General features: G+C 50.0%; 17 protein-coding genes. 7 read left to right on the forward strand and 10 right to left on the reverse strand.

Going from position 1 to position 14,009, the window contains the following annotated elements:
• Positions 1-53 precede the first annotated feature (53 nt).
• Together purN and purM are read right to left on the reverse strand one after the other, a co-directional pair.
• A complete protein-coding gene (gene purN, locus P8H26_RS12500; protein WP_289633446.1) occupies positions 54-677 on the reverse strand; it encodes a phosphoribosylglycinamide formyltransferase in 624 nt (207 codons plus the stop codon).
• 14 nt (positions 678-691) lie between these two features.
• Positions 692-1,798, reverse strand: a complete 1,107-nt coding sequence (gene purM, locus P8H26_RS12505; RefSeq protein WP_289633371.1) for a phosphoribosylformylglycinamidine cyclo-ligase — start codon at positions 1,796-1,798, stop codon at positions 692-694.
• A gap of 474 nt (positions 1,799-2,272) precedes the next feature.
• On the opposite strand from purM, the gene P8H26_RS12510 reads away from it, so the two are divergent.
• The gene (locus P8H26_RS12510; protein WP_289633447.1) at positions 2,273-3,313 is read left to right on the forward strand and encodes an AI-2E family transporter; all 1,041 of its coding nucleotides are present in this window, start codon (positions 2,273-2,275) and stop codon (positions 3,311-3,313) included.
• Positions 3,314-3,553: 240 nt separating this feature from the next.
• On the forward strand, positions 3,554-4,282 hold the full coding sequence (gene hdaA / locus P8H26_RS12515) for a DnaA regulatory inactivator HdaA (protein ID WP_289633372.1): 729 nt from the start codon (positions 3,554-3,556) through the stop codon (positions 4,280-4,282).
• Between the two features lie 13 nt (positions 4,283-4,295).
• Here hdaA and P8H26_RS12520 read toward each other — a convergent pair whose 3' ends face one another.
• Entirely contained in the window at positions 4,296-5,177 is an 882-nt protein-coding gene (locus P8H26_RS12520; protein WP_289633373.1) for a hypothetical protein, read from the reverse strand.
• Between the two features lie 328 nt (positions 5,178-5,505).
• On the opposite strand from P8H26_RS12520, the gene P8H26_RS12525 reads away from it, so the two are divergent.
• The 3 genes from P8H26_RS12525 to P8H26_RS12535 all read left to right on the forward strand — a co-directional run bounded on the left by P8H26_RS12525 (position 5,506) and on the right by P8H26_RS12535 (position 6,899).
• Complete coding sequence (locus P8H26_RS12525; RefSeq protein ID WP_289633374.1) at positions 5,506-5,943, forward strand: hypothetical protein; 438 nt, start codon at positions 5,506-5,508, stop codon at positions 5,941-5,943.
• A gap of 163 nt (positions 5,944-6,106) precedes the next feature.
• Entirely contained in the window at positions 6,107-6,565 is a 459-nt protein-coding gene (locus tag P8H26_RS12530) for a GNAT family N-acetyltransferase (RefSeq protein WP_289633375.1), read from the forward strand.
• Positions 6,566-6,638: 73 nt separating this feature from the next.
• Positions 6,639-6,899 (forward strand): DUF2171 domain-containing protein, encoded by a 261-nt coding sequence (locus P8H26_RS12535; RefSeq protein ID WP_289633377.1) that lies wholly within the window; start codon positions 6,639-6,641, stop codon positions 6,897-6,899.
• A 162-nt stretch (positions 6,900-7,061) separates the two neighbouring features.
• On the opposite strand, the gene P8H26_RS12540 is transcribed toward P8H26_RS12535, so the two are convergent.
• Both P8H26_RS12540 and P8H26_RS12545 read right to left on the reverse strand, forming a co-directional pair.
• Positions 7,062-7,676, reverse strand: coding sequence for an isoprenylcysteine carboxylmethyltransferase family protein (locus tag P8H26_RS12540; protein ID WP_289633379.1), 615 nt, complete (start codon positions 7,674-7,676; stop codon positions 7,062-7,064).
• 249 nt (positions 7,677-7,925) lie between these two features.
• Positions 7,926-8,249, reverse strand: a complete 324-nt coding sequence (locus P8H26_RS12545) for a YnfA family protein (RefSeq protein WP_289633380.1) — start codon at positions 8,247-8,249, stop codon at positions 7,926-7,928.
• Between the two features lie 257 nt (positions 8,250-8,506).
• Here P8H26_RS12545 and P8H26_RS12550 point away from each other — a divergent pair, with 257 nt between their 5' ends.
• Positions 8,507-9,091 (forward strand): hypothetical protein, encoded by a 585-nt coding sequence (locus P8H26_RS12550; RefSeq protein WP_289633382.1) that lies wholly within the window; start codon positions 8,507-8,509, stop codon positions 9,089-9,091.
• Positions 9,092-9,155: 64 nt separating this feature from the next.
• Here P8H26_RS12550 and P8H26_RS12555 read toward each other — a convergent pair whose 3' ends face one another.
• A complete protein-coding gene (locus P8H26_RS12555; RefSeq protein WP_374708296.1) occupies positions 9,156-10,271 on the reverse strand; it encodes a linear amide C-N hydrolase in 1,116 nt (371 codons plus the stop codon).
• Between the two features lie 255 nt (positions 10,272-10,526).
• Here P8H26_RS12555 and P8H26_RS12560 point away from each other — a divergent pair, with 255 nt between their 5' ends.
• On the forward strand, positions 10,527-11,294 hold the full coding sequence (locus tag P8H26_RS12560) for a hypothetical protein (protein WP_289633383.1): 768 nt from the start codon (positions 10,527-10,529) through the stop codon (positions 11,292-11,294).
• Positions 11,295-11,361: 67 nt separating this feature from the next.
• Here the strand turns inward: P8H26_RS12560 and P8H26_RS12565 are convergent, their stop codons facing one another.
• The 4 genes from P8H26_RS12565 to P8H26_RS12580 form a co-directional block, all read right to left on the reverse strand.
• Entirely contained in the window at positions 11,362-11,919 is a 558-nt protein-coding gene (locus P8H26_RS12565; RefSeq protein ID WP_289633384.1) for a cysteine hydrolase family protein, read from the reverse strand.
• 78 nt (positions 11,920-11,997) lie between these two features.
• A complete protein-coding gene (locus P8H26_RS12570; protein ID WP_289633386.1) occupies positions 11,998-12,582 on the reverse strand; it encodes a type VI secretion system-associated protein TagO in 585 nt (194 codons plus the stop codon).
• A 115-nt stretch (positions 12,583-12,697) separates the two neighbouring features.
• The gene (locus P8H26_RS12575; RefSeq protein ID WP_289633387.1) at positions 12,698-13,084 is read right to left on the reverse strand and encodes a hypothetical protein; all 387 of its coding nucleotides are present in this window, start codon (positions 13,082-13,084) and stop codon (positions 12,698-12,700) included.
• Between the two features lie 106 nt (positions 13,085-13,190).
• On the reverse strand, positions 13,191-13,937 hold the full coding sequence (locus P8H26_RS12580) for a GGDEF domain-containing protein (RefSeq protein WP_289633388.1): 747 nt from the start codon (positions 13,935-13,937) through the stop codon (positions 13,191-13,193).
• Positions 13,938-14,009 lie beyond the last annotated feature (72 nt).

Here is a 14,009-nt window from a genome sequence, read left to right on the forward strand (position 1 = left end):
ATTTAGGGTAATATCGTGGCACGTTAAGAGATATTTAACAATTTGTTATTTCGTTAAACACTAATGAGAGCTTGTGTTGCGCATATGTCATGATTTTCAGGCTTTGCGTCTCCGGCAAAGCGACACAGAGCCAACGGATAAAGCTGATGCTCGGCAATCAGAACACGGGCTGCCACAGTCTCAGCTGTATCGCCGGTATCAATAGCAACGGCACCTTGTGCAAGGATCGGGCCTTCATCCATGCCTTCTGTCACCAGATGCACTGTGCATCCTGCCAGCTTCATGCCGGCATCAAGTGCGCGCTGATGCGTGTGCAGTCCCGGAAATAGCGGTAGCAGGGAAGGGTGGATGTTGAGGATGCGGCCGGTATAAGGCGCAATGAACCGGCCGGAAAGCAAGCGCATATAGCCTGCAAGACAAATAATATCAGGTGCAATTTCTGCCAGTTTTTCAAGGATGGCGTCTTCATGCGCATCTTTGGAGGCATAGTCTTTGCGGGTATAAATATAGGTGTTTATGCCCGCTGCCTGCGCTTTCGCCAGTCCGCCTGCCTGTGCTTTATCCGAAAAGACCGCAACGATCTCCGCCGGATAATCCGGTGCCTGAGCAGCCCGGATCAGCGTCTCCATATTGGAGCCGCCGCCGGAGATGAAAATGACCACGCGTTTGCGTGGCATTGACGGGGTCTGGTTCATAGGGAAAGTGTGCCCTGATAAACAACGCCCTGATTATTGTTTGCATCACGCGCAATCATACGGCCGAGGGTGACAACAGTTTCGCCTTCAGCTTTCAGCGCCTGTGCAACTGTTTCAGCTTTATCGGCTGCAACCACAACAATCATGCCGATGCCGCAGTTGAATGTGCGCAGCATTTCATGCGGCTCAACACCGCCGGTTTTTGCCAGCCATGAGAAAACAGCCGGAACCGGAATAGCCGAAAGATTAATTTCAGCAGCCAGAGTTTCCGGCAGAACGCGCGGAATATTGTCAGGGAAGCCACCGCCGGTGATGTGTGCCAGTGCTTTGATCGCACCGGTTGAGCGGATAGCCGACAGCAGGGACTTCACATAAATGCGGGTTGGTGTGAGCAGGGCTTCACCCAGCGATTGATCAGCAGCAAAAGGTGCTGCATCCTGCCAGCCAAGACCGGACAGTTCAACAATACGGCGCACCAGCGAGAAACCGTTGGAATGGACGCCGGAGGAGCCAAGACCGAGAATAACATCGCCGGTTTCGAGATCACCGGCAGGCAGCAGCTGTCCGCGCTCGGCGGCACCAACGGCAAAACCGGCCAGATCATAGTCACCATCGCGGTACATGCCCGGCATTTCAGCGGTTTCACCGCCGATCAGCGCGCAGCCGGACTGCAGGCAACCCTCAGCAATACCTTTAACGATAGCCGCACCCTGTTCAGGATTGAGTTTGCCGGTTGCAAAATAGTCGAGGAAGAACAAAGGTTCCGCGCCCTGTACGACGAGATCGTTCACGCACATGGCAACCAGATCAATACCAACCGTGTCATGACGGTCTGCATCAATAGCGATTTTCAGCTTTGTGCCTACGCCGTCATTGGCGGCAACCAAAACCGGATCTTTAAAGCCTGCGGCCTTGAGGTCAAACAAGCCGCCGAAGCCGCCGATTTCACCATCAGCACCCGGACGACGTGTGGAGCGCACGAGCGGCTTGATCTTATCGACCATGCTGTTGCCTGCATCAATATCCACGCCGGCATCGGCATAGGTTAATCCGTTGTTTTTTGGATCAATGGCTGAAGTGGATGGGGTTTTCGACTCTGGCATGGATGGCTCCCGATACACGGCGCAGCCTTTGTGCCTTGGGAAGAACGGCAGGGAGGCTGCGGTTAATGCTTCAAGCAGGCGCAATGACACGAGAACGCTTTATCCGCAAGCATCTTTCGTCATTTTTAACTGATAAACACCATGTTATGAGAACAGCAGAGCATATGTCGCAGCCAGTTTGTTCGGCTGATACAATCAGAGCGGCTCGCAGAATGGCGCGTTAAGAACAGAATTGTTTGATAACACAAGGTCTTGACCGCCTGCCTGAATGCGACATATTGAAAATCTTTATTTCAACGGCGGTTTTATATGAGCAAATCCGGTACGACTCCCCCTAAATCGCCATCCTCCCGTGCCGTACGGGCTGAAACGACCACAGGACAAGTGATTGTTCCGGTTGACAGCAGAGAGGTTCATCTGGATGTACAGGTGAATGCCCTTGGCGCAACGGTTCGCAAGCAGGCCTTTTTTTGGATGTTTGCAACAATCGTCTTCATTCTGTTCCTGACGGTATTCAGCTCTATCTTGCTGCCTTTCGTGGCAGGTCTTGCGCTTGCTTATTTTCTTGATCCGGTGGCAGACAGGCTGGAACGCTTTGGCATGTCACGTCTGGTGGCTACCTGCGTTATTCTGATTACCTTTGTTGTGATCCTCGTACTGGGGCTGATTATCATCGTGCCGGTACTGGTGACACAGATGGCCGAGTTTATCTCGAAATTCCCCGGCTATTTCACACAGCTTCAGGCGCTGATTGCCCATCAGGATTCCGAGTGGCTGCAAAAATATCTCGGCATTAACAGCTCTGTCATTCAGGATAATCTGAGCGGGTTTCTGAAACAGGGTGCCGGTTTCCTCACCACGTTGCTGCAATCGCTCTGGAATTCAGGCAAGTCGCTTATTGATATTGCAGGCCTGTTTGTGGTGACGCCGGTGGTTGCATTCTACATGCTGCTCGACTGGGACCGTATGGTCAATACGATCGATTCATGGGTGCCGCGCGACCATGTAAAGACGGTGCGCCAGATCGCCCGAGAGATGAATGATGCGATTGCCGGATTTATCCGCGGACAGGGCACATTATGCCTTATCCTCGGAACTTTTTACGCGATCGGCCTGACACTGACCGGTTTGAATTTCGGCCTGCTGATCGGCCTTTTTGCCGGTCTTATCAGCTTCATTCCTTATATCGGTTCGATTGTCGGGCTGGTGCTGGCAATTGGTGTGGCGCTGGTGCAGTTCTGGCCGGATTGGGTGATGGTTGTGATTGTCGCCTGCGTGTTCTTTGCAGGCCAGTTTATTGAAGGCAATATTCTGCAGCCGAAACTGGTAGGCAAGTCTGTTGGCCTGCATCCGGTATGGCTGATGTTTGCGCTCTTCGCGTTTGGTTCATTCCTTGGCTTTACAGGGATGCTGATTGCCGTGCCTGCTGCGGCGGCGGTCGGGGTTCTGGTACGCTTTGCTATCGGCCGTTATCTGGAATCCCCGATGTATAAGAGCAGCAACGGCGAGAACTGACACAAAGTTTTCAACAGGTCTGTCCACAGGCTTGTGTGTCACGGGGATAAGCTTCTGCAACCGGCGTAATCACGCCGGTTGCGCTTTTATCATAAGGGAAAAGCAGCTACTGCATGAATAAGACCTTGTGTACCGGAATGTACCGGATAAGGTCAGTATGAATTGAACAAGCTTGCACGCCGCCCTGAACGTCAGTGAGAAATCATGTGATCGTGATGCGGGCCGGAATTTTGGATAACTATGTCTGCTGAGCACCGACAAATGCCGCTCATTCTTCAGCATGAGCCGGGCTTTACGCGCGATGATCTGGTTGTTACCGGATCGAACCGTGCGGCTGTCGATCTGATTGATCGCTGGCCGGACTGGCCGTCGCCTGTGGCGCTGCTTGTCGGACCTGCCGGTGCAGGCAAAACCCATCTGGCGGCCATCTGGCGCAGCCAGAATGATGCAGCAATCTTAGACCCGCATGATATTGATGCAGCCTCGCTTGAGATTGCGGCGCAGCGTCCGGTGCTGATTGATGATATCGGTGCAGAAGATTTTGATGAAACCGGTCTGTTTCATCTGATCAATACCATCCGTCAGACTGCCGGTAGCTGTGAGAAGGGCCAGTCACAGGCATCCTTGCTGATGACGTCGCAATTGCAGCCTTCGCAGTGGAATGTAACGCTGCCGGATTTGATCTCACGCCTGAAGGCTGTGACGATCGTTGATATTTCCGAACCGGATGATTATCTGCTGAGCACGGTGATCTACAAGCTGTTTGCCGACCGGCAGGTGAGTGTTGATCCGGCGGTTATCAGCTATATTGTCAGCCGTGTTGAGCGCTCGCTGGATAGTGTGATTGTGCTGGTCGATCTGCTGGATCATATGGCTTTGCAGCAAAAAAGCCGGATTACCAAGGCACTTGCGATGCAGGCTTTTCAGGCAATGGCGAATGCCTTGCCTGACAGCTCTTCTAACGACTGATTTTACGGTTTCTTTATTTGCCGACCGGCTGCTGCGGATAGACCGGTGCGACCAGTCCGGTATTGTGCGGCTTGGCGGCAGGTGCAGTTGCAGCCTTGGCGGGCTGTTTTTCTGGAACAGGACGGATTGAGCCGGTTGTCATTACCGCTTGCGGTGCGGAAACAGCGCGGAACGCATTTGCCTGTCTTGGCTTGTTTTTAAAGATCAGCTGATCTTCCTGCACCCAGCCTATAATATTGGTGGAGGGAACAACCACGCGGTGCCAGCGACCGACTTTGGCATAGGAACGCATTTCGCGCCCTTTCTCCACACTGCCGACAGTTTTGGCTTTGTCCCATGCCTTTTCGCGAATAACGAGAGACTGTTTGGCGATAATCGCCTTCGGGATTTTAAAGGCACCACTGGCATGGCGGCTGTTATCATCAGGTGCAGTTTTACCCACCGGCGGCAGAGCTGGCATAGCATGCTGCGGCGCAGGTTTCGGCGGGGTGATCTGGGGGGCCGGTTTGCTCTCAATGCGTGGTGATAATACAGCAACTTGTTGCGGCGTAGTTTTCTGCTCTCCGGTGTTGCTCTGGCCGACATTGAGCGGTGGTCTGCGCACTGGCGCTACCGGTGTCACACTTGTTTGCGGCGCACTGCTTTGTGCCTGCGCAGTTTTACGCTCAGGTGCTTTCGTATTATCCGGATTTGTGCGTGAGGCCGTGTTGCTCATTGCATTGCGGAACAGGCCTGAAACGCTCTCTGATGGTGTTTTATTCTGCGATGTTGCCCAGAGTGCTGCTGCGCCGATAACAAGGATAGCACCGACTGTCATGACTGCAGTTGCGGACTGGCCGGAACTTTTGCCGCGTGTGGAGCGTTTCTTGCGGGTGGTGGTTTTTCTCGGAGCCATTTGCCTGCGCCTTTATACGGGTCAGCATTCAGCAACACTGATCTCAACTGAATATTTCGAATCTGCTGAGCTTAAGCTACCGCCTGAATCTTCGTAATTGGTTACTGTGCTCACCTTTTGTTCCGTATGGCCATCGTGAAATAACTTATTTTAGGCACAAATTCGGCCAGAAACAGTCCTGAAGCGGGCGCACCATTTTTGCCGCGACCAATTCCGGCCGCTGCGAGATCAACCTCTTATCTGCGCTTGAACCCAGTGGCGATTGTCAAATCTGCCCCTTGCGGTCTCAGATAATGCGCAGAAGAAAATATGGAGCGAGTGAAACAAAATGAAAAAGCTTGTTTTGGCCTTGAGTATTCTGGGGTTTTCAGCTGTGCCGGTTTTCGCAGGACAGACAGCAGCATCCGCCACAAAAACTGAAGGCAAGATGCAGCATGCAATGGATAATATGGCTGGCGGCCTTGGTAAAATGAGCGACACTGCCAGCGGAAAAGTTCTGACAACTGCTGCCGGACTAACGCTTTATACCTTCGACAAAGATAGCGGCGGCATGTCAAATTGCGATGCCTCATGCCTGAAAATCTGGCCTGCCTATCATGCCTCTGCCAAAGTAAAGGCCGTTATGCCTTGGTCCAAAGTCAAGGCTTCTGACGGCAAGGAAATGTGGGCTTATAACGGCAAGCCGGTTTATACCTATATCAAGGATAAAAAAGCCGGTGATGTGGAAGGCGATGGTGTTGGTGGTAACTGGCACGTTATAAAGTGATAGGTTAAACCTGTCTCCTGATAGGGGTTCAGATTTCCGACGCACAAGCGGAAAGCTATTCTGCTTGTGCGCCGTCAGGTCTGGAAAACAATTAGCATCGGGTTGAAAACTAAAGCCGGTGCTGAGAGCTATGCTGTGCAGTGTGTTTTGAATTGTGGGGGCGATGATGGGGCATATTTTCCGGCAGGCTGAAGAGCGGGATATTCCGGCAATTGTAGCGATGCTTGCTGATGATGTGCTGGGTGCTGCACGCGAGGATCAGTCTTCTCCTTTGAACGCAGCATATCTTGAGGCCTTTGCTGCCATCGCGCGGGATAAAAACCAGTTTTTACTGGTTGTCGAAAGTGACAGCCAAATCGCGGGGTGCCTGCAGCTGAGCTTTATTCCCGGTCTTTCAAGGCTCGGTATGTGGCGTGGTCAGATAGAGAGTGTGCGGATAGCACGAGACTATCGCGGGCAGGGACTTGGCGAGCAAATGCTGCAATGGGCAATCACAAAGTGCAGGGACAAAAATTGTGGTCTGGTGCAATTGCACACGGATGTAACGCGCACAGATGCGATACGGTTTTATGAAAAGCTCGGCTTTAAACCTAGCCATGCCGGTATGAAGCTCGCTTTGTAAAATATTTTGCAGATCGCTTGCATCGAATATGCGTCTTCCGCGTTGATATAAGAGTCAAACAGGAGATACAGCAATGGTCGATACTGCAAAAATCAAAGAGCATTTTGAAGTTATCGGAGCGGACGGCGTTCATGTCGGCACGGTAGATCATGTTGAGGGTGACCGTATCAAACTCGCCAAAAATGACGGTGGCGACAGAGCGCATCACAAGCACCATCATTATATTTCATTGGGGCTTGTTGCCGATATTGAAGGCAATAAAGTGCGTCTTTCTGCAAATGCTGATGTTGCAATCACATTTGAAGAAGAAAAAGACGGCAAAGCGGCAATGTAACTCCGGCCAGCGTGTTGGCGTTAAAGAACTGTCCGGATTGTCATTAATGGCCTGAGAGCAGGGTCTCTGCGTTATAGGCAGAGCAATCACTGTGACGGAATTTACCAAAAACCCGCCATCTGAAATGGCGGGTTTTTGTTTGTTCCGGTTTTGAAAATGAGATCAGTAGACGTGCAGCAGAACGGGAATAATGCCCGCTCCTTGCAGATACTCTACAAGTTCAAATATCGGATAAGCGATGAAGAAAACCAGACCGTCAAAAAATGTATTGTACAGGGTTTTCGGACGAATCGTCAGGGTTTCCACATCCTGATAGCCGGAGAAGCGCGGGAAAAAACGTGGAACTTCAGCTTTGTAATCGCGGTAAGGCTGACCGAAAGTGTTTTCGAGATAGCCTTCCTCTGCAAGAATAACGAACAGGAAGGTGATGTAACAGGCAGCGGCAAGAAGCAGGGCAATAACAAGGCTGCCGGTCATGCAGCCGATGCCAAAAGCGCCGATCGTGCTGAACACATAGAGCGGGTTACGGCTCAGGGAGTAAGGGCCGCTTCGAATGATTGTTGCGCCTTTATGGCCGCCGATATGTAGTGTGCACCACATACGACCGAGAATGGCCATCATGATAAAGCCAAGACCGAAAGCTTCAATATATTCGTGAACACCGCGTTGCCATGCGGAACGAACAAAAAGCAAAGCGAGGAGCAACAGGGCGATAATCAGAGCGACCGCGAGACGACGGCGTGCCTGATAACGGCTCATTTCTTTCATAGATTGCATAAGGCATTACCTGTTATGCGTGAATATAGACGTATTCACTGCGAAATAATGAGAGCATATCCTGAAAACGATGAAATGCTTTATGGACAGGATATGCGTTTAAAGAAGCATTTAGAGCACTGGTTTGATTCAACCAGATTGGAAAATGCTCTGAAGCAGGACAATCATCACTGGAATGATCTTACCATCTGCCGCTGACATGCAGATTATTTTATGTCCTTGAAGATTATTTGACAAAAAAATCGCAGATTATCCGCGCGGGCCGAGTAAAATTATTCCGGCACCGGCAAGCGTCACCAATCCGCCGGCGATATCCCAGCGGTCGGGCATATAGTTTTCTGCCATGCGTAGCCAAAGCAGGGAGGCAATGATGTAAATACCGCCATAGGCTGCATAGGCACGACCGGCGACTTCTGTGTCGATAAAAGTGAGGAGCACTGCGAATAATATCAGTGAGGCGACACCGGGCAGCAAAAACCACACGGATTTGTCCATGCGCAACCATGCCCAGAAAGCAAAGCAACCCGCAATTTCTGCCAGTGCGGCAAGGGCATAGATAAAGAATTGCGACATTGATTTCATTCCGGCTGGGTTTTCCTGTTCGGGTAAAAATGCTGCGCATCATAATAATTATGCCGGGTTAAACAATCTCATAATCATTTCAATCGGGAATACAGAGTGATGAGATTGTTCATTTCCTGTTCAATTTCACTATTCTAGAAGTAGCGCTGAAAGCGTATATTGATACAGAAATTTCAGCTGTCTGACTACGTTGTCCGAAACTGAAAATCTTCATCATGAGCATCGGCTTATACAAGAAGGAAAATCATATGAGCGCAGCGTCGGTTACGACTAATTTGTCTCGTATCCTGTTGTTTCTGGCGTTTGTTGCCGGAATTTATACGGTAGATACCGGAGCCGCATCGGCTCAGGAAGTTCGTCAATGTGCCACTGAAGGCGGGGTCTGCCGCATTCCTTATCCGACAGAAGTCATTTACGGCAGCGGCAGACGGGCAACATCCCGCTTTGTAAATCAGCCGCAGATACGCTGCTCAAACTCAGTATTCGGCGATCCTGCGCGTGGTTCTACAAAGAGTTGTTCCTATGTGGTGCGCGACGAGGGACGGGGTCGCGGAGGCTATGGCCGTGATCGCGATCGTTATGATGATGGCGATGATTACGGCCGCGGCCGTGACGGCTATGGCCGTGATCGCGGACGGGATTATGATCGTGGCGAATGGCAGCGTTGTGCACGAGAAGGTCAGTATTGTGATTTTCAGGGTCGCAAGCGCGTCCGTTATGGCACACAGGATCGCTTTGTAGAACGTGTATTCCGCGGTGGTGTCCGCTGTGATAACCGCACATTCGGTGATCCTGACAGAGGAACTTCCAAGAGTTGCTATGTTCTTGATTAAAGAATGAAAATCTTCATAATCGAACAAAAAACCGGAGCTTTAGGGCTCCGGTTTTTTTATTGTTTTACTTGGCAAACTCGACGGCCGGCGGTGTAATTTGCGGGCTCAGCGGTGCTTTTTTCAGTTCTTTTGCGTTGAGGTCAAAGCTTTTGATATCAATGCCGCGCAGCACCTGATCATCATACATTTTGACATAGTATTTCTGGTTTTTCAGATCTGCAATGGTTGACCACTGGGTGAATTCCAGTGGGACTTTTGAGTCATCTCCGGTCTGAATCCAGCCTTTAGGAATGTCAAAATTATTCAGAATATGCTCGGTCAGACGCACACCTTCTGCGCCGCTTGGCTGTTTGGCTACAGTCTGAGTATAGGCAACGGCACGCACAAACCGTGATGGCGGTGTTGAATCGCCCGGAATGCCGACCAGACCGGAGCCCTGACCAAGCGGTGAAAATGTTGTGCCGTTAATTTTCAACGGATCTGCATTGAGTGCAGACATTTTCAGATAATTTCTGAGGTTGGTCATATGCCAGTCGAACGAAGGCGAATTTGTCATGACGCCGACAGGGTTGTCATAAATCTTCAATTTGCCGTCAACAGGTTCGATGACAATCGAAGCACCACTGGCATCATGAATTGTATAGTGCAGCGGCGGGACAAAGCCCATTTGCGGCTGCACAAGATTGATGACGCTCATATCCGCAATTGCGGTTTTAACTTCTTCAACCGTTGCGAAATTGGTCAGAACCCAGCTCAAAACGTCCCAAGGCGCCAGTGATTTGGCTGCATCTGTTTTAGAGCCGTCCGCATAGCCCGCGAATTCAGGAAAATACAGAACGCCGCCTGCAAGTCCTTTTTCATTCATACCGTCAACGAGCGTGGTTTCTCCCAGAGCATTCATGCCAATAGCGGCATATTTGCTCTTCCAGTTCATCCCTGGTTTGCCGTCAGCGCCGGTGGTGTGCAATGTGTAGGTGCGGGGAATAACCAGTGCATTGGATTTCAGTTCAATGCCAAATTCCATTGTGCGGGCATAGATACCACTGCCGTCTGTTGTCTGAAGCAGGAAGCTGGTGCAGGCAGCCGCCGCATACGGGGCGGATACAGCCGCAATCACAGCCAGCGCTGTTGCTGATTTGACAAATTTGCGCTCAAGAAAATGCGGAAGACGTGGTTTCAAAAGGATGCTCCTTCCAGGAAAAGTGGGTGAAGCCTTTTAACATGCAATTTGTAAATCAGCTATGAATAAACCTATTGAGAAATATAGTTTAACCTTGATTTTGTTTGTGTGTTTTTACAAGATGTAAATATAGATTTTATGATTATATCGTTTTGCAGGTATTGCTTATTGAGGCGTAGCAAAAATATGAGATTTTTATCAGGAATCAGTACTAAGCAAATTGTTTTTGCTGCTTGTCTCGGGATGGCAAGTCTGATGACCGGCAAAGCTTTCGCGGCAGATACAGTTGTTCAGCAGCCTGCTGTCAAGTTTGATGAGCGGCGCTGGAAGGTGATTGTCAGCCCGTATATCTGGGCGGCATCGCTGGACGGACATTCCAAAGTTCTCGGACGCCGCACGAATATTGATGTGCCTTTTTCGGATATATTTGAAAATCTCGATTTCAGTGCGATGGGCAATGTGGAAGTCACAAACGGCCTTTATGGTGCTTATTTCGATGGCCAGTATACAAAAACCAGTCAGGATGAAAGTTTTCATTCTATGACTTTGGAAGCTGACATTACCTCTGTTTCACTTTCCGCAGGGGCTTTTTTCAGGGCGGTTGAGGTGCCTTTGAACGGGGAGACTGTTTTCGGCTCACAGCGTGTTTTTGCAATTGAGCCAACTGCGGGGCTGCGCTGGACAAAGCTTGAGGCAGATTTCATGCTGGATCGCTGGTCAGTGCGTCGCAAAATGGAATGGACGGATCCTTTTATCGGCGCCCGTATCAATGCGGATTTGACCGATCGTTGGAATCTGTTTGCTGAGGCCGATATCGGCGGGTTTGGCGTGGGCTCAGATATGAGCGCGCAGGGGCAGGCATATCTCGGCTACCGCACCCACATCTTTAATCAACCGGCTTTGCTGCGCTTCGGATACAGGGCTCTGTATCAGGATTATGATGGTGGTGATGTATTGGGGCACAGATTTAAGTGGAACGTAACACAACATGGCCCTGTTGCCGGTGTGTCGCTGGTATTTTGATCGCCGCTTGATTTCATAAAAGAAACCGCTTGTCTGACCCCTCAGGCAAGCGGTTTTACTTATATCTTCAGAAAGTAATTTCCGAGGCAGGCTTAACCGTAACGGTTGCATTGCCCGCGTCAAAGCCATCAAGCGTTTCATTGTGGTGTCTGATAATATCTAAAAAAAACAAACTGCCGGAATCTGCAGTGGTGTGGCCATCCGCAATAAGTGTGACATCATAGCCGAGCGAGACTGCACGCCGGATGGTTGTATCGACGCAGAACTGTGTCATGCACCCGCCGGTTATAAGATGTTTTACGGAATGCGCTTTTAGCTGCGCATCAAGCTCTGTCTCAAAGAATGAGTCGGAGTTTCGTTTGTGAACAATAATGTCACTTGCTTCCTCAGCAATTTCAGAACGTAGCGCCCAACCGGTTGTGCCTGTTGCCAGTCGGTGGTCATTGTCGCCATCGTGCTGAACTAAAATAACGGGAATACCGGCGGCTCGTGCTTTCTGTTTGAGATTTTGCAGTCGCGATACAGTTTCATCCAGAGCGGCATCAAGCACAGCTTGCCGTTCCGGTGATGCTTTATCCGCAATAATTGCGTTTTGAACGTCGATAATCAGAAGAGCTGTTGTCATTGTCGTCAAATCTCCGGTGTTGTTATGACTGACACTGACGCATTGATACGCAGGTTTTTTGTTACATCTGCGTGTAACCTAATCCCATCGGCAGGCTGTTGAAATTCTGGAGATTACATCTTCAACATTTGCCAGATCAAAGACAGCGTCCATAGGCGGATTATCAAGCCGGACAAACAATGTTCCGTTGTTCTTCAGCTTTTTGATAAACGGAGTGGCATCTTCCTCAGACCATAATCCGACAGACATAAAGTTGGCGGAGCGTTCCCATATGCCGGTTTGTGCCGGTTCATTATTCAGACTGTATGTAACTTTTGCACTTTCTGCAGCACTGGAGGTGCCGGTGGAAATAATGGCTGTGGTTATGCCATTCTTGCAGCGTAATCCAAGTGCCACTGAATCCAGCATCGCAATTTTGTTTTCACTGCCTTTGGGGAATAAGAGCGCAGATATCTGAAGGCTGTCATCAGTTGCTGAACTTGTCTCCGATATTTCCCAGTTCTCAACGGGTATTGCGGGGGGTATTTTAGGAAACAGCGTGTCAAAGCAGGACAGTCTTTGTGCTTCATCCTCAATGAGGGAACATGCCTGCGGTGATGCTTGAGCAGTTGCTGATGTGATCGGTATTAAAAATACAGATAAGCCAAACACAAGAATGCGCATTGATGCCCCCGACATTATGCACCGCGTACTATGACGCTTCTCCCCATCAGCCGGTCAGGTTGATGGGGTGTCTCATATAATAGGGGATCACATGTGTTGTAATCCGGTGCCAAACTTACTTTGCTTTTTTGGCACGCAATCTGGCGGCAACGCCACTGAACATAAGGCCGATACCGGCACCGATTAAACCAAAACTTAGGGCAGTGAAGCCGATGTCCGATTGATTGGCAGAGGCGATGGATTGAGCTGCGGTGGTAGCATCGGAGCCGTTTGCTTTCGCATCCATCATCGCAACCATGCCAGGCTCATTGCACTTAGGCAGCAGCGAGGCTTTAGCCTCTGGACTGTCACCATAGTTATCAAGTACAATTTTCTCACATCTTTGCTGATCTGCAGTTGGCACAGAATTGGTGTTGAATTGAAGATATAAGCCTGCTGCAAGAGCCAGAACTCCAAGACCGGATAGAAGGATGGAGCGGGATGCGGTGTTTGCTTGAGCCATAAAGACTGCCTTTTGATGTTGTAAAGGCATGCATAAATCTTGAGTCTCAGGCTAAAAGCAAGACAATCTGCAGTTTGAAAACATAAACGCCAGCAAAGCGAAGATGTTACGCAACGATCAGATTGCGCCCTTGCCGTTTGGCAATGTACATTTTTTCGTCAGCTTCAAGCAGTGACTGATCAATATTGAAGCCTGCATTGCATAGCGTTACGCCGATACTGGCCGTGATGCTGACAATTTTATTATCAGATGCAACAAGACGCAGAGTGCTTATTTCGCGGCGGATATTTTCTGCATATTTATAGATGAAATTCAAATCCGGATTTTTGATAAAAACGCCGAATTCTTCACCGCCGAGCCTGCCTACAAAACCCTTCTTGTCCGTCAACCGGATCAGAAGAAGTCCGATGCGCCTGAGCGCGGCATCGCCGGTCGCATGGCCATAGGTGTCATTTATCGTCTTGAAGTGATCCAGATCAATAAACAGCAGACCGCCGGATTGTTGGTTTTCGCTTACGGTTATCAGTTCGTCCAGAAATGTAGCGCGGTTGAGTACGCCGGTAAGGCTGTCTTCTCTCGAGTGTTTACGCAAGAGCGCATTTGCTTTTTGCAGTTCATCCCGAATACGGAGCGCCTCATCTTTCGCTATACGAAGGCGCTCAGAGTTTAAATAATGCAGTGCGGACATGGGGATTGCAGTCGCCAGCGGGCAGACGATTGTCATAATCAGGCCTGCACCGGCAAGTTGCCCGCCCATCATGGGTACAAAGATACTGGTTATGATGAGTGTCAGTGTTAACGCCAGCGCACCGGTTAAAACTGCTTTAAGAAAAATGCGCCAATAATTTATCATGACCCGTAGCTTCAAAGTTTTAAAGACTATTCAAAAAATTCACGGCGCGTGTCTCTTAACACGGGATGCAGC

The sequence above is a fragment of the Pseudochrobactrum sp. sp1633 genome (assembly GCF_030376605.1).
Taxonomy (GTDB): Bacteria; Pseudomonadota; Alphaproteobacteria; order Rhizobiales; family Rhizobiaceae; genus Pseudochrobactrum.